This window comes from Streptomyces changchenzhani, from assembly GCF_039766235.1.
Classification (GTDB): domain Bacteria; phylum Actinomycetota; class Actinomycetes; order Streptomycetales; family Streptomycetaceae; genus Streptomyces.
In genome coordinates this window covers 193660-208712 of the sequence record NZ_JBDHNH010000003.1, presented here as the reverse complement: position 1 = coordinate 208712, position 15053 = coordinate 193660, and the positions used below count along the sequence as shown (strand labels likewise).

Below are 15053 nucleotides of genomic sequence, written 5' to 3'. Positions count from 1 at the left end.
ACGTAAGCCGGGGTGACGTGGCCACCGGGTGTGCCGTGATCCGCCCATGAGCTGCGCTCCTTCGCCCTCCAAGCGCGAGCCTCCCGCGGAGGGCCAGATGCTATGCAGGTGCGTAGCATCCGGGCCGCTCGCGGAATTGCGTTCATATTGGTCCCGCCCGCCCCCCCCTCACGACGCAGGGCAGGGGCAGGCCGCGGCCCGTCACCAGATGGCTTCGGCCCACTCGGGGTGGTCGATGAACGGGTTGCGGTTGTGCTGGTACCGGTCGAATATCAGCTGGTTGCGTCGCTGCTCGAAGGCGTCCGGCGGGTCCTGCAGGTTCCACTGCTTGAGTACGCTCAGACGGCCGATGAACGGCTTCGAGCCGTTGTCCACCTGGTCGTTGGGCTCCAGATCGGCGAATCCGTCCCCGGTGTCGTAACGTACCGCCATATAGAGGATCATCCGTGCCACATCCCCTTTGACCGCGTCCCGGGGCTCGAAGGAATCGGCATCGGTACGGTTGCCGGGGGCCTCGCCCACCTCGCTGCCGCCGTTGTCGAAGTCCTTGTTTCCTCGGGTGGAGTTGACCGACACGTCTTCGGGGCGCAGGTGGTGGATGTCGGTGCCGGGACCGGTGGCGGTGCCGAAGTCACCGTGGGACTTGGCCCACACATGCTCCCGGTTCCACTGCTCCACTCCCCCGCCGTTACTGGTCTTGCTCTGGGAGCGGCCCGCGTAGAGCAGGATCACGTTGGCTGCGTTGCCCGGGTCCTCGTCCGTGACTTTCAGCGCGTCCCACACCTGTTCGTAGCTGAGCTTCGACTGCTCGCTGATGATCGTGTGTAGCGCCGTCTTCAGCGCGGGGCCGGTCTTGCCCTCGGCGGCCTGGTAGTACGCGTCGTCGCCGGCATCCGCGGTCCGCGCCACCGTGGTGAGCGTGGGCGGGTGGGGCGCAGGCGTGGCGGCGGGGGCCGTGGCTGCCGTCGACACCAGCACCACGGCTGCGGCGATGGCAGCCAGCAGCGGGCGGCGGACAGGCTGAGGTGAACGAGGCATATGGGGGTCCTCTGCTTCAGCATGCCTCTGGCGTCGGCCAAGGGTGTGGCCGACGTTCGGAGGCACCGGTCAATGTGGTCAACCGGAGCCTGTCATCGCGGTGTTCGAGTGAGGTGAACACCGTGGAGCAGTTGTGTGCACACTCGGAGCCCTGTGCGTCCCGGCGCGTGTCGGCGTCGTATCCGGTGGCAACACCACTGGGCGGCCGTCTGTTGCCCAACGGCTGCGAAGTGACCGGCAAGTGACTGATGTGTGAGCGTGGCCGGACACCGTCTTCCGGAGCATCCAATTCGCCGCTCGCTGAACCTGCTGATCAATGCCGGAGGCGGGCTGCTGGGCTTCTCGGCGTACAGCGCCTGGCTGGTGACAGAAAGCGTCTGGTGGACGCTCCTGTGGGCCATGCCCATCCCCGCTCTGATCTCCGCGCTCGCCACGATCGTCATCCTGTCCGTGAAGCAGCACCGGGCCGGACCCCACCCCGCCAAGCGGTAAAGGCAGGTTCTTCCAGCCCCCGGAAGAACCAGCCACCTCCGAGCGCTGCACTGCGTATGACGAATGGACACCGCATCACCATCGAAGAAGGCACCACCGCGGTACGTGTCGTGCGCGACGGCCAGGTCCTGGCGGAGAGCAGCAGGCCTCTGGTGCTCCGCGAGACGGGCTGTCCGGCGCGCTACTACCTGCCGCCCGAAGACGTACGCACGGAGCTGCTCATCGTCTCCGACGCCCGCACCCACTGCCCCTTCAAGGGGGACGCGTCGTACTGGTCGGTGCCCGGAGCGGCCGATCTGGTCTGGGCGTACCCCGAGCCGAAGGACGAAGTCGCAGCGATCAAGGACCATTTCTGCTTCTACGACACCGAGGTCGTCGCGGCGGCCTGACTGCGGCGGGAGGGCGGCCGCCCCGGACCAAAGACCGGTCCGTGGGCGGGAAACCCCCGCGTCATGCGTGCTGACGTCCTGTCCGGGTCACGCCTGGACAGGGCGTCGCCGCGCATGGACAAGGCGGCGCCTTGACGGGCGGTGCACGCCTCTCAAGGCCGCACGGTCAGGGCGTCAGGACGTCAGGGCCGGCTTGCCCCGGGCCAAGGGCCTCAAGGTCGAACCTGGCGCGCTTCGAAGCGCCCGTCGGCCAGCTGCAGGGTGAAGGAGACATGCTGTTCCTCCGACAGACTGCGACACTCCCCCTCGATGTCCTCCCGCCGGACATAGACAGGATCATTCCGGCCGAACGGGACGATGAAGCCGTAGCCCTGCTCGCGATTGAAGTACTGGACCAGGCCCTCGGACCGTGTGCTCACCACGGATCCTCCCTTCGCTCCCCGCCGCCCGGCTTCCGTACGCATATCCGTATGCATACGTCGCAATGGCCTGAGCCCGGGCAGCGGCGTGTTCCCGTACCGGGTCACCTGACCCGGCAGCAGGACTCCATGCGGTAAACCCACCACCCGTGTACGACCTCCGCAACGCCGGAACCACCGGGCTCGGGCTCGACGGACACCCCGGGTGACCAGCTGAAGTCGGCCCGCCTCGCCCTGGCGCCCGTCAAGGGCTGCGAGCCCTACACCCAGCCGTACGACTCCCCGGTCAACAAGCTGTGCACGATTCCCGCCGCCGGAACCCAGGACAGCAACGGCTTTCCCCGGCCGGTCTGGGGGTTCATCGCGCTGCTCCCCTTTCCCACCACGTTGTTGTCCGCGTACGCCTCGCAACCCCTGGCTGTGGCCGGCTACGCGGGCACCATCTACTCCTGTCACCGCGATCGCGGTCGGCCACCAACGGGAGGACGTACGGCGATGACTGCCACCCACACCCTTGAGACCGCGGGCGCGCACCTGCACTACGAGGTCCGCGGCGCGGGCCCCTTGCTGCTGATCCTCGGAGCGCCGATGGACGCCGCGGCCTTCGCCCCGCTGGCCGACGCGCTCGCCGTTGACCACACCGTCGTCACCCACGACCCGCGGGGCATCTCCGGCAGCGTTCTCGACGACCCCGAGCAGGACTCCACCCCTGAGCTGCGGGCGGACGACGTAGCCGCCATCCTGGACGCCGTCGGCGCGGAAACCGCCGATGTGTTCGGGAGCAGCGGCGGCGCGGTGACGGGCCTCGCGCTGGTGGCGCGGCATCCCGGGAGGGTACGGACGCTCGTGGCGCACGAGCCTCCCCTGCTGGAGCTGCTCCCCGACGCCGCCGAGCGACGTGCCGTGGTCGACGACATGATCGAGACCTTCCACCAGGAGGGGCAGGGCGCGGCCTGGATGAAGTGCATGGCCAGCGCCGGATTCGACGCGGGCGACGACGGGTCCCCCGCTCCGCCGCCCCAGGAGCCGTCCTTGCGCGATGTCGCCAACGGCGCCCGCTTCTTCGCCCATGAGCTGCGGGGCACCACGCGTTATCTGCCGGACGTCGCGGCCCTGTCGGGCGGCCCGTCCCGTGTCGTAGTCGGCGTCGGAGCCGACTCGGGCGCCCTGGACACGTATCTGACCTCCACGGCACTGGCCGAGCTGCTCGGCGCACCGCCCGTGGAGTTCCCCGGCGACCACGGCGGCTTCCTCGGGCAGACCGAGCAGTTCGCCGAGGTGCTGCGCACGGTGCTGGCTGCTGATGGAGCGCGCAGGGCGCACGCGCGCTGACACTCCCACCCCTCTCTGTCGTCCCGCGCCGCCGCCGTCCGCCTCCTGCGTCGACGGCGGCGCCCGTACGGGCTGTGGCCGCGGGCCTACGCGGCTTCCAGGGCGGCGCGCCATGCCGGGCTGTCGACGTAGTGGTTGTCGAAGCGCTCGGACGATTCCTTGATTTCCTGCGGGCCTGCCTCTCCCCGCATCACACGGCCGAGCAGGCGCAGGTAGTCGAAGCGCGGCATCCCGGGGGTGAATACGAACAGCACGTCGGCCTCGGCGCCGGGGGCCGCCGCGAAGGCGTGCGGGGTGTGCGGCGGTACGAGCAGGAAGTCCCCCGCGTGCAAGGTCTTGACCTCGTCGTCGACGAGCACCCGCAGGGATCCACCGATGACGAAGAAGAGCTCGGAGGCCCGGGTGTGGAAGTGCGCCGGGGCACCCGCCGCTCCCTCGGCGAAGTGCGAGCGGTAGCTGGTCAGCGAGCTGCCGTCGGTGCCGCAGTCGGCAAGCAGCGTCATGACGCTGCTCGGGTCACTGGTGGTCTCGGCATCGGCGGCTCGCGTCAGAACGGGCTTGAGGGCGGTGGCCTTCATAGTGGTACTCCTGGGCCGGATCGGCGGCCGCGAGCATTTCCCGCGGCCTTGTGGCTACGACTCTAGGCAGCCGATAGACCCGCCACAGGGTGCACTCGAGGGGTGCATTGGTGGGTCAATTCTGTCCCGCGCTCGAACCGGGGCCTACGACCTTGCGGGCCCCGCAGATGCGGTGGCCTTCACCCGCGGCTCCGAGTGGTCACGGTGAACACGGCCCCGTCGGGGTCGCACAACGTCGCCTCCGCGCCGGTGGAGTCCGATTCCTGACCGAGGACCGAGCCGCCGTTGCGGAGTGCTGCCTGAACAGTGCTGTCAACATCGAGTACCGGGAAGTACACATGCCACCGGGGCTGGATCAACGCGTCGGGCGCCGCACCGATCGCTCCCGAGCCGAGATGAGCGACAACATCCCCGCCCTGGCGCAGTACGACATCACCGGCCTCGTAGGCGACCTCGCAGCAACCCGGCCGGCCACAGGCCCAGTCGAGGACTTCGCCGTAGAAGATCGCGGCCTCGAACTCGTCCCGCGCCCTAAGGCGCACCCAGGCGGGCGCGTTCTTGCGCCAGGACTGCCAGTCGGAGACGAGCTGCCCCTCCCAGATGCCGAAAACGGCGCCGTCGCGGTCCGCGGCGACCGCGCCGCGCCCCACGGGGAAGCGGAGTGGCCCCACGGCGACGGTGGCGCTGCGTTCCCGGATCCGTGCTGCCGTCTCGTCCACGTCGGCGACGGCGAAATACGGCGTCCACGCGACCGGTACGCGCAGCGCGGGGGCGAGAGCGCCGATGCCCGCGACGGGTGTGCCCCCCAGGAGGGCGACGCTGAACTCGTCACCGAGTCTGGCCCGCTGGAATTTCCAGCCGAGAACCGCACCGTAGAAGGACTGAGAGGCGCGCAGGTCGCGGGCCATCAGGGTGATCCAGCACGGTGCGCCGAAGATCTCCTGGCTCAGCATCGCGCCCGCGGCTTTGGGCCCTGTGGCGTTCGTATCCATGGCTTCCTGTTCCCTGGAGCGTCGGTCGGAGCGGCATCGGCCGCTCTCTCCATCCTCGCCCCGCTCCGCCTCCCGCTGCGAATGCCGAATTTCGGCAGGCGTCAGCAGCGGTACGAGACCTTGACCCGTCGCGTACCCCGGATCCCCTCATTCAGCCAGGTCGGCAAGAGTGCATCACCGTGAGTCACCTCTTCGGTACTCGACCTGGAGCGCGCTCCAGGGGGCACCCTGAAACATATGAACGAGTTGATCGTCCCTGAGGTAGCGATCGGAGTTCCCGACCGGGGGGCTTTCCATCGGTGAGGCAGCGGCGGCCTGTGGGCTGAGCATCGACACGGCATGAGCGCCTTCTACGGGGTTTCCTGACCGTGGCCATCCGCAGCGTCGACGATCTGGCGGCAGACGCGGCGGCGCCCCCACGGGCCGCGACAACAACCGCTGCCGCCTCACCGATCGCGAGCCGCCGGCCTCAGCAGGTGGCGTCGGAACGGACCGGCTTCAGAGCGATCAGGTAGTCGTCGACGGCGTCCGTGACGCAGGCATTGCTGCGCCCGTACGCGGTGTGGCCCAGGCCCTCGTAGGTGAGCAGCATGCCGCCGGGAAACTGGGCCGCCAGGCTTTCGGCCTCCTCGTACGGGGTGGCCGGGTCCCCGGTGGTGCCCACGACCAGGACCGGCGGCACGCCCTTGGCGCGGACCGTGTGCGGCTTCTGCGTACCGGCTGGCCAGTCCTTGCAGCCGAGTGCGTCGATCACGCTCGAAGGTCCGTACACCCCTGCGGCCCTGTCCGCGCCGGAGAGAGCGTCCCAGTACGGCTTCGCGCCGCGGGGGTGCGGGGTGTCGAGGCAGCTGACTGCGAGTAGGGCCGTGTCCTCGTTGTCGGCGGGCGGCTCCTCGTCCGGTTCCGCCGACGCGTCGGCGTTTTCGGAGGGGCCGGCGGAATCGAGGGCCTCGGAGTCCTCGGAGCCGGTGTCCGGCTCGTCGACTTCGTCCAGGCCGGCCAGTTTCGTCCCGTCTCCGTTGTCCGCCTCACGCAGCGCCACGGAAAGGTCCTCCCACTGCGCCTCGGGCGTGTACATCGCCATCGACACCGCGTCGAGCACCCCCCGGGCGTCGAGCCCGTACTCGTCCCCGTCGACCGGCAGCAACAGCACATCGCCCCCGACCGGCAGAGCGGGCTGGTCGAACGCGGCAAGGTCACCGTCGGACATCGCAGGAACGATCAAAGACGGCATGGACGGGATTCCCCCCGGAGCACTACCGGCGCCGGCGACCACTGGTCACCGGCGCTTCCCGCGACTTCAGCCCTGCGGCGGGAAGAGCTCAAGCAGACGCTCCCTCTGGCGGGACCCCAGTCCCTGGACGCGACGGCGCTCGGAGATGCCGAGGTCGGTGATGAGCTGGCCTGCGCGGACCTTGCCGATGCCGGGCAGTGATTCCAGCAGTCGGCGTGCGGACGTCTTGCCGACGACGGCGTCCTTGCGCTCCAGCACCTCATGGAGCGAGACCTTGCCCTCCTTGAGCTCCGAAAGGACCGCAGCGCGCTCCTTTCGGACAACGGATGCCTTCTTCAGCGCCTCGGCGCGCTGGGCGGGAGTCAGTGCGGGGAGAGCCATGAGCGGTGTCCTCTCGTCGTACAACACGGAAGGTCCTCATCATGGCCCTGTCTCGGGGCAGTTGACCAGCAGGTTTGCCAAATTTACGCCGCCGGTTCACCTTCCTTGGCCCCGACGGCCTCGCGGTGTCGTCGTGTTCCGGCGCTGATCCAGGACCAGGGCAAGACGGCCGACGGCCGTGTACCAACACATCGGGCGGGGGTGGCGGTCACTCCGTAACGCTCCCCCGGGTGCATTCGTTGATCGTCGGGAAACACTCCCGGCATGCGAAGGCGACTCCCATGAAGCTCCGATCGGCCGCCACGGCAACGGCTCTGAACCTCCTGATCCTGAGCAGCGCGGCATCGGCGCACGCCACAGGCCCCGAGCAGCACGGCCCGTCCGCGCAGCAGACCCTCGCGACCAGCTCGACCGGCCTTGCCCTGTGGACCGCCCGGCAGACCTCGGCCGTCACGGGGCCCGGCCCGGTCGCCGACGCCGACACCCTCGGCGATACTTCCGCGGCGCTGGGCCTGGACCGGCGCGACGACCGTCACGACCGCTGAGACCTGGGGGCCGCGCCTGGGTGCGGCCCACCGGTCCTTGGGGTCGTGTCGGTCGATCGATCGGTCACCAGGTGTGTGCGACGTCCACGGTCAGTTTGTCGCCGGACTGGAGCACCCGGAACGGCAGCCTCGCGCGAACTCCCAGACCGATCTGGGTCTGCCCCTCGAAGCTCGCCCCGAACTTGGTGTCCTTGAACGTCTTGTATCCGGTGAGGTTCACGCCCGGCAGTGACTGCCCGGCCCTGCCGGCATAGCTGGGCTTCCCGGTAGCGACGTCGAAGCTCGGTGCGTTCACGAAGATCTGGAGAATGGCGCCGCCGCCGACCGGTATCTGCTCGCCGGAGCCGTCCTGATGGAATTCGTCGACGTAACCGACGTGGTAGCCCAGCTTGCCGCTCGCACCGCTGATGTCGAAGACCATGCGGTCGTAACAGGTGTGCTGGCCGGTCCTGACGCTCTTCAGCGGCGTGGACACCGATTCCGTGGCCGACTTGCCACCGCTGCCCCAGCCGGTCGGGCAGGCAGCGGCCGAGGCGGGCCTGTCCACCGGGCCGGTCGCGGCTCCGGCCACCCCGGCCGTGCCGGCCGCTCCGACGCCCGCCAGTACCAGCGCCACGGGCGCTGTTGTCAGCCATCGCATGACTTACCTCCAATAGGAACCGAGTACAGGTGCATGCGGTAGGACGGCCGGATTTGTGACGGCGTTGCGTGTGATTCACCTTCCGGCCACGGAAGGGGCGAAGTTGTCGCGAAAGCGGGGCAGCAGCAGCCGGTGGGCCATTTGCGCGGCGACCCGCAGAATGCGACCAACTCTCAGGATGACTCTTCGTAGCGGGCGGCGATCGCGGTGGCCCGGTTGCGCAGTGCGGTGCGCAACGACTGCGGGGCCAGAGCTTCCGCGTCCGTGCTGAACTGCCACAGCGCCCATTCGGCGTGCCATGAATCTTGGTAGGTCACCTCCAGCCGCAGCCAGCCGTCTGTGTCGGGTTCTTCGGCGCGGACGGCCACTGCGGTGTTCAGCAGGTCGTCCCGCCGCGCCGGGTTCACGCGCACCAGCACGGTGATATGGCCGTCGGACAGAAACTGCGCGCAGCGTTCCCTCCAGACCCGTTCCAGATCGACCTGGTTTGGTCGCTGTGCCGGTTCGGGGAGTTCTTCGGCGGCCAGCATCCGCGATAGCCGGTAGGTGCGGTCCGCGCCAGATTTCGTGGCCAGCAAGTAGCGCCGGTCGCGTACGGTGACCAGGCCGATCGGGTCCACCGTGCGCCACTGTGGTGTCTGGCCCGTGGCCGCGTAGTGGATGCGCAGCTTGTGTCCGGCGAGCACCGCGCGCCGGACCTCGATCATTGTTGTTTCGGGTACCTTCTCAGTGACCGGCCGGCGTGAGAGCAGGTCGGTCTCCGGCTCGACGAGAAGTCGCTGGGCCGCGTCACTCGCGGTGACCCGATGGCTTTCGGGCAGCGCGTCAACCACCTTGCGCATGGCCGAAGCGAGCGCCGAGCCGAGGCCGAATACCTGCTCGCCGCGCCCTGATCCGGCGGTCAGCAAGGCAAGGGCCTCGTCGTGGTTCAGTCCGGTGAGCTCGGTCCGGAAACCGGGCGACAACGCGAACCCGCCGTGCCGTCCGCGTTCGGCGTAGACCGGGACGCCGGCCGCGGACAGCGCCTCGATGTCGCGCAGCACGGTGCGGGTGGATACCTCCAGCTCGCGGGCCAGCGTGTCCGCAGTCAGACGACCGCGCTGACGCAGCAGCAGCACGAGCGAGACCAAGCGGTCGGCGCGCATGCCAGAACTTTATCAGAATACATGACTAAGGGTGTCGTGATTTGTTGCGAGGGTCGGTAACACGACGTCGAAGCTGACGGCTACCGAGCCGATGGACGTACGCACTCAACGAATCGAATGGAGCTGATGTGGCAATGGAACGAACGGCAGTCAACCCGGTGACGTGGTCGGTGGAGATGGGATTCAACCAGGGTGAGGTCGTCTCCGGGCACACCCGGACCCTGTACTGCTCCGGGCAGACTGCGATGAGCGGCGACGGCAAGCCCCAGCACGACGGTGACATCGCCGCACAGTTGGCGCTGAGCATCGACAACCTGGAGGCCGTGCTCGGCGGGGCCGGCATGTCCCTCGCGAACCTCGTCCGGCTCAACGTCTACACCACCGACGTCGATCTGCTGTTCCAGCACTACGGTGTGCTGGCGTCGCGGTTGGGCGCCGCCGGGGTGGCGCCGACGACCACGATGCTCGGGGTGACACGGCTGGCGATCCCCGGCCAGCTGGTCGAGCTGGAGGGAACCGCCGTCGCGTGATGCGACCTCGCCGCCTCTGCTGCTCGTGCCGGTTGAACCGGCACGGGCAGCGGGCAGAATGGTCATTTTCCGGTGCTCAGAATCGTGACAATCGGCGTCTACGGCTTCGACGACGACTCCTTCCTGCAACGACTGCTGCACGCTCACGTACGCCTCCCGCTCGATGTACGTCAGTGCCGCGGCGTCCGCGGGCCCCAGTACGCCTGGGCGAACGCACGTCAGCTGCAGGTGGCCCTCGCCCATGCCCGGATCGCTTACGAACACCACCTCGAACTCGCCCCAACCTCCGAGCTACGCCGGCTCCAGTACGCCGAGGATGACCGCCAAGGGGTCGGCAAGCGCTCGCGCCGCGAACTCGCTGCCGAGTACACCCGCCGCTACGCCACCCCACGCCTGCACCGGCCTGGAGATCATTCACGGGGCAGCCTTGAGTTCAAAGGATGTTCGTCTCCGTCTTCGTCTTCGCAACCCGACGATGATTGTGCTGGTCGTCGGCCAGTGCGGCGGGGTGTACAGCTCCTGGACCGAAGCGGCGGCGGGCTCGGTCCGCAGCCGCTTCGGCGGTGCGGGCGCGGTCGTCACGGGGGTCCAGGGAGAGTTGATGGTGAGCGTCGTCGGCCGACAGCAGATGGTCGGCACGGACCACGAATGCCCGGACTCTTGCGCGCTGCAGCCCGAGAGCATTCAGCAGGCCCAAGGCCGTCGTGGCGAGGGCGGGCGAGTGGTTGGTGGATTCCGGCAGGGGACGCATGCGCGTGGTGGAACTGCGGTCGGCGTACCGCACCGTGAGAGTGAGCCGGCCCGTGATCTGGCTTTCACCGCGCAGGCGTTGGCCGATCTGGTCGGCGAGTCCCAGGACGGCCCGGTGATGCCGCGCCGGGTCGAGGCAGTCCTGGTCGAGTACGAGGTTGGCGACCAGGTGCGCTGCTGGTTCCAGCGGGGTGACGGGTCGAGGGTCCCGGCCTTGGGCACGTTCGGCCAGCAGCCGCGCGGGGCCGGTGCCGAGGAGGCGTTGCAGCGTCGCCACGGGTACGTCGGCGACCTGGCCGATGGTGTGCAGGCCGTATCTGCCGAGGGTGGTCGCCGTGACGCGGCCGATCCCGGGCAGCGCGGTGACCGGTCGGGGGCGCAGCCAGGCGACGGCCTGTTCGGCGGGGACCCAGGTGGCGCGTCCCGGCGCGGACGCGTCGGCTGCCATGGTGGCCAGCATGCGGTTGGCCGCGAGCCCCGCGCTGCTTTCGATGCCGTACAGGCCCATCAGTCGTAGCTGCGCCAGCTGGACCAGATCGTAGGGAGACAGGTCGAAGTACCTGAGCGCGGAGGTCAGGTCGAGTTGGACGGCTTCGGGCGAGACCGCCTGGACATGGGGGGTGATGCCGGTCAGCAGGTCGATCGCGTCGGCGTACTGCTCTTCGTCCGGCACGGCGTGCAGGTGCAGGTGCAGGTGGGCGATGTGCCGTCGGTTCATGGTCATCCCGCGCTCCCCGGGCTGGTGTGGCCCAGTTTCTTCAGGTCCGCCGAGCGGCTGCCGGCCGGTTGCAGGTCGGCGTAGGGGTGCAGTCGGGCTCCTGTCGTGCCGTTGGCCAGAGTGCGCTGCGGCTGCGCGGGGGTCGGGTGCGGATGGGTGGCACCGAGCAGGGCAAGGGCGGCTTCGGGGCCCTGGTCGCGGCGGGCGGCGGCGATCTCGTCCAGGTCCCAGGCCATGGTGGCGACGATGGTGCGGCGGGTGCCGCGTACCTGGACCGTGCCGCGGACAAGCAGCAGCCCGCTGTGGAAGACGGTGTGCGCGCAGGCTGGGTGGGAGTCTTCGAAGAAGGCCAGGTCGACCAGGCCGGAGCCGTCCTCCAGGGTGACGAAGATGATGCGCTTGCCGCTGGCGATGGGCGGGGTCTGGGTGGAGGCCCGCACTCCGGCAACGAGGACCTGCTGACCTGCGCGGGCTCCGGCCAGGTGTGCCGCGTCGGTTGCGCCGATCTCCCGCAGCAGCCGGTGGTGATGCTCCATCAGGTGCTTGGAGATGTCGATGCCCAGAGTGTTCAACTCCGCGTTCAGGGCTTCGCGTCCGGTCATCTCCGGCAGACCGCTCGGCTCCGCTCCCCCGACGGCGTTCGTATCGATGGGCAGCTGTCCCTTGCTCGCGGACCGGGTGCGGGAGGCCCGGTGGAGTTCGGCGATCTGCAGGAGCAGGTCGCGCCGTGTGAGGCGGCCGTCGTGGAGGGAGTTCAGGGCGCCGATCTCGGCGAGGCGTTCGGCGACCGGCCTGCTGGGGCGGGCCCGCTGCCAGAAGTCCGACAGGGAGCCGTACGGCTGGCCCTCCGCGATCCGGGCGCACTCCTCTTCGTTGATACCGCGCACGGCGGCCAGCGCGAGCCGTACGCCCCAGCGTTCCCCGTCGGCCCGCTCCACGGTGTGCTCCACCTTGGAGTGGTTTACGTCGGCGGGCAGGACGGGGACGTCGCGCCGGCGGGCGTCGGAGACGAGGACGCGCTTGGGCCACATACCGGGGTCGTGTTCGAGCAGACCGGCCAGCAAATAGGCCGGGTAGTGCGCCTTGAGCCAGGCGCTTTGCAGGGCCGGCACGGCGAAGGCGACCGCGTGGGCCCGGCAGAAGCCGTAGGCGCCGAAGGCCTCGACGGTCTTCCACACCTCATCCCGGACCTCCGTGGTGTAACCGCGGGCGCGGGCTTCACGGTGGAACCAGTCCTTGATCCTGGGCAGCCGGTCCTTGTTGCCGAGTGCCCGCCGAGCGATCTCGGCGAGAGCGCGGTCGCAGCCGGTCAGCACCGACAGCGTTTCGATGATCTGCTCGTGCCAGATGGTCACGCCGTAGGTGTCGGCGAGTACGGGTTCGAGGTCCGGGTGGGCGTAGGCGGGTGTGCCGCCATGGCGGGCGGCGATGTACCGCTCGGGCATTCCTCCGGCGACCGGGCCGGGGCGGAAGAGGCTGATGTCGGCGATGACGTCCTGCGGGTCGCGGGGCTGGAGCCGGGACAGAAGGTCTTGCTGGCCGGGTGACTCCAGTTGGAAGAGACCCAGCGTCTGGCTCTCCTGGATGAGCTTGAAGGCGAAGACGTCGTCGAGCGGCACCTGCTGCGGGTTGTCCAGGTCGATGCGGTTGCCGGTCACCCGCTCGATCTCCGTGACGGCGTGGGCCATCGCGGACTGCATCCGTACACCCAGGACGTCCAGTTTGATGTTGCCCAGTGCCTCGATCTCCTCCTTTGCCGCCATTGCCATCGGATAGTCGCCCTGAGGTGTGGGCTGCACCGGCAGCCGGTCCAGGAGTGTCGCGTCGCTGATGACCAGTCCGCAGGGGTGCATGGCCATGCCGTGGACCAGTGCGTCGAGGCCTTCCGCCAGCTCCCACAGCGGCCCGTACCGCTCGGCTTCGGCCGCCAGGGACCGCAGCTCGGGCAGTTCGGCGAGCGCGCCGGTGATGTCCGACGCCCGAAGGTGCGGGAAGCTCTTGGCGATCCGGTCGACGTCCGTCGGCTCGATCCCCAGCGCGAGGCCGGTGTCCCGCAGAGCCCGGCGGGCCCGGTAGGTCTCGGGCATCGCGGTGACCGCGACCCGCTCCTTGCCGAACCGCTCGAAGATCGCGTCGTAGCACTCCAGCCTCCTGGCGGACTCCACGTCGATGTCGATGTCCGGAAGGGACAGTCGTCGCACGCTCAGGAACCGTTCGAACAGCAAGCGGTGCTCAAGGGGGTTGGCGGTGGCGATGCCCAGCGCATGGCAGACCATCGACCCGGCGCCCGAACCGCGGGCTGCGACTCGGATGCCCAGCTCCCGGATGTCGGCCACGACCTGTCCGACGGCGAGGAAGTACGGGTCGTACTTCAGCTGGGAAATCACAGCGAGCTCTTCGTCCAGCCGCTCGCGGGCGGCGCGGTCGCCGTCCAGGCCGCGCCGGACCAGGCCGGCCTCGCACTGCCGTCGCAGCGTCCGCGCCGCGCCGTCCGCGCCGGGCTCGGCTCCGAGCACGGCCGGCTCCGGAAAGTGCGGCGTGCCCAGGCCGAGGTCCGCTGCGGGATCGACGGTGCACGCCATCGCCGTGGCCGCGGTGTCCGCCAGCAGGCGCTCCGCCCGCCGGGCATCCGCCCCCGCGCACTCCGCGATCCGCCGCGCGATGTCCGCCATCGACTTCTCGTCCTTGAGCCAGCGCTGCCCGCTGTCCAGACGGCGCCGGTCGATGGGCCGCAGAAACCGCGCGGCATCCAGGACGTCCGCCAGCCGGTGCTGGTCCGGGTCGGCGTAGCGGACGGCGTTGGAGAGCACGGCGGTGGTGTGCGTACGGTCGGCCAGCGCCAGGGTGCGGGCGGCAAGCCGCAGCGAGCCAGGACCGGTGCCGGGCCGGTCGTGCCAGACCGCCTCCAGCCGCACCCCGTCCCCGAAGATCGCCCGCCACGGCGCCAGCAGCTTCGCCGCGCCGTCCTCCCGGCCTGCCGCCAGCGCCCGCGCCGGCTCCGACAGTGGTCCGAGCAGTACGGTCAGGCCCTCGCCGCCGTACTCGCGCAGCGCCTCCCACGGCACCACCACCGGCGCGGCGCCGGACGCGGTCCCGGCGTGCGCGGCCGATGTGATGCGGCACAGCCGCGCCCATCCGGCCCGGTTCTGCGCGAGCAGCACGAACCGCAGGGGCGGCTCGACGACATGCGCGCCACCACGCACCGGGGTGCGGCGCCGCGCTGCCGGAGGGGGAGGCGCGATGGCCTCCACCGCCAGATCGACGCCGAAGAGCGGCCGGACACCGCTCCCGGCGCAGGCCCGCGCGAACCGCACCACACCGGTGGCCGTGTCCCGGTCGGTGAGCGCGAGCGCCGCCATACCGCGCTCAGCCGCCCTCCGCACCAGGTGCTCGGGGTGGGCGGCGCCGTAGCGGGCGGAGTAGCCGGACGCGACGTGCAGGTGGGCGAAGCCCTCCATGCCGCACCTCCATCACTCCACCCCGTTTCAGCCAATTGCCCGATACGCGTATCGTACGTTCGTTCGATTACTCTAGCTCGATCTCCCCCGGTCAGCGACCTGATCGCACGCCTGACCCGTCGCTGCCGCGCCCGGGGCGGCTGGCTGGAATGGATGCCCGAACGCCATCTCGGCACCACAGCAGCAGAGTTGGAGCCGCCGCTCTCCGAAGCGCTCACATCCACCCGCCGCAATGACACTCATCACCCTGCGCGGGTGTTGCGTCCACACAACGGGTGCGTCCGGGAGTGACGCCGGATAGCTCTCGGTAACCATGGGGATACTGGCTGCCGCACCGGCCCCAGCTGCGGTCGGGCACCCGGCCCGCATCGCACGAAGGCTCCGGGTGGCCGTCTTGACGCCGGGTGCCGGA

16 protein-coding genes are annotated in these 15053 nt (G+C 69.7%); 5 read left to right on the top strand and 11 right to left on the bottom strand.

Annotated features, from left to right (window positions below):
• Positions 1-201 precede the first annotated feature (201 nt).
• Positions 202-1038: an endonuclease I family protein gene (locus ABCR94_RS12405; RefSeq protein ID WP_347119313.1), complete on the bottom strand. Its 837-nt coding sequence runs from the start codon at positions 1036-1038 to the stop codon at positions 202-204.
• Positions 1039-1296: 258 nt separating this feature from the next.
• Here ABCR94_RS12405 and ABCR94_RS12400 point away from each other — a divergent pair, with 258 nt between their 5' ends.
• Complete coding sequence (locus tag ABCR94_RS12400; RefSeq protein WP_347119644.1) at positions 1297-1530, top strand: hypothetical protein; 234 nt, start codon at positions 1297-1299, stop codon at positions 1528-1530.
• A gap of 50 nt (positions 1531-1580) precedes the next feature.
• Entirely contained in the window at positions 1581-1919 is a 339-nt protein-coding gene (locus ABCR94_RS12395) for a DUF427 domain-containing protein (protein WP_347119627.1), read from the top strand.
• A gap of 212 nt (positions 1920-2131) precedes the next feature.
• Here the strand turns inward: ABCR94_RS12395 and ABCR94_RS12390 are convergent, their stop codons facing one another.
• A complete protein-coding gene (locus ABCR94_RS12390; protein WP_347119312.1) occupies positions 2132-2338 on the bottom strand; it encodes a cold shock domain-containing protein in 207 nt (68 codons plus the stop codon).
• A 495-nt stretch (positions 2339-2833) separates the two neighbouring features.
• On the opposite strand from ABCR94_RS12390, the gene ABCR94_RS12385 reads away from it, so the two are divergent.
• Positions 2834-3670, top strand: a complete 837-nt coding sequence (locus tag ABCR94_RS12385; protein ID WP_347119311.1) for an alpha/beta fold hydrolase — start codon at positions 2834-2836, stop codon at positions 3668-3670.
• Between the two features lie 86 nt (positions 3671-3756).
• Here ABCR94_RS12385 and ABCR94_RS12380 read toward each other — a convergent pair whose 3' ends face one another.
• From ABCR94_RS12380 to mihF, 4 genes are all read right to left on the bottom strand, one after another.
• Positions 3757-4248, bottom strand: a complete 492-nt coding sequence (locus tag ABCR94_RS12380) for a cupin domain-containing protein (protein ID WP_347119310.1) — start codon at positions 4246-4248, stop codon at positions 3757-3759.
• A 179-nt stretch (positions 4249-4427) separates the two neighbouring features.
• Positions 4428-5240, bottom strand: coding sequence for a VOC family protein (locus ABCR94_RS12375; protein WP_347119309.1), 813 nt, complete (start codon positions 5238-5240; stop codon positions 4428-4430).
• A gap of 469 nt (positions 5241-5709) precedes the next feature.
• Entirely contained in the window at positions 5710-6450 is a 741-nt protein-coding gene (locus ABCR94_RS12370; protein WP_347119308.1) for an alpha/beta hydrolase, read from the bottom strand.
• Positions 6451-6540: 90 nt separating this feature from the next.
• Positions 6541-6855 carry an integration host factor, actinobacterial type gene (mihF, locus tag ABCR94_RS12365; protein WP_347119307.1) on the bottom strand — a complete coding sequence of 105 codons (315 nt, stop codon included), beginning with the start codon at positions 6853-6855 and terminating at the stop codon, positions 6541-6543.
• Between the two features lie 281 nt (positions 6856-7136).
• Here mihF and ABCR94_RS12360 point away from each other — a divergent pair, with 281 nt between their 5' ends.
• Positions 7137-7400, top strand: a complete 264-nt coding sequence (locus ABCR94_RS12360) for a hypothetical protein (RefSeq protein WP_347119306.1) — start codon at positions 7137-7139, stop codon at positions 7398-7400.
• Between the two features lie 64 nt (positions 7401-7464).
• Here the strand turns inward: ABCR94_RS12360 and ABCR94_RS12355 are convergent, their stop codons facing one another.
• Together ABCR94_RS12355 and ABCR94_RS12350 are read right to left on the bottom strand one after the other, a co-directional pair.
• On the bottom strand, positions 7465-8040 hold the full coding sequence (locus ABCR94_RS12355) for an AMIN-like domain-containing (lipo)protein (protein ID WP_347119305.1): 576 nt from the start codon (positions 8038-8040) through the stop codon (positions 7465-7467).
• Between the two features lie 173 nt (positions 8041-8213).
• Positions 8214-9185: a helix-turn-helix transcriptional regulator gene (locus ABCR94_RS12350; protein ID WP_347119304.1), complete on the bottom strand. Its 972-nt coding sequence runs from the start codon at positions 9183-9185 to the stop codon at positions 8214-8216.
• A gap of 134 nt (positions 9186-9319) precedes the next feature.
• Between ABCR94_RS12350 and ABCR94_RS12345 the strand changes: the two genes are divergently transcribed.
• Positions 9320-9715, top strand: coding sequence for a RidA family protein (locus tag ABCR94_RS12345; protein WP_347119303.1), 396 nt, complete (start codon positions 9320-9322; stop codon positions 9713-9715).
• Positions 9716-10006: 291 nt separating this feature from the next.
• On the opposite strand, the gene ABCR94_RS12340 is transcribed toward ABCR94_RS12345, so the two are convergent.
• From ABCR94_RS12340 to ABCR94_RS12330, 3 genes are read right to left on the bottom strand one after another with little or no spacing between them, the layout of a single operon-like run.
• Positions 10007-10129, bottom strand: a complete 123-nt coding sequence (locus tag ABCR94_RS12340) for a hypothetical protein (protein ID WP_347119302.1) — start codon at positions 10127-10129, stop codon at positions 10007-10009.
• 19 nt (positions 10130-10148) lie between these two features.
• A complete protein-coding gene (locus ABCR94_RS12335; protein ID WP_347119301.1) occupies positions 10149-11189 on the bottom strand; it encodes a DNA polymerase Y family protein in 1041 nt (346 codons plus the stop codon).
• Positions 11186-14641, bottom strand: coding sequence for a DNA polymerase III subunit alpha (locus ABCR94_RS12330; protein ID WP_347119300.1), 3456 nt, complete (start codon positions 14639-14641; stop codon positions 11186-11188). The genes ABCR94_RS12335 and ABCR94_RS12330 overlap by 4 nt, the downstream gene beginning before the upstream one ends.
• Positions 14642-15053: the final 412 nt, after the last annotated feature.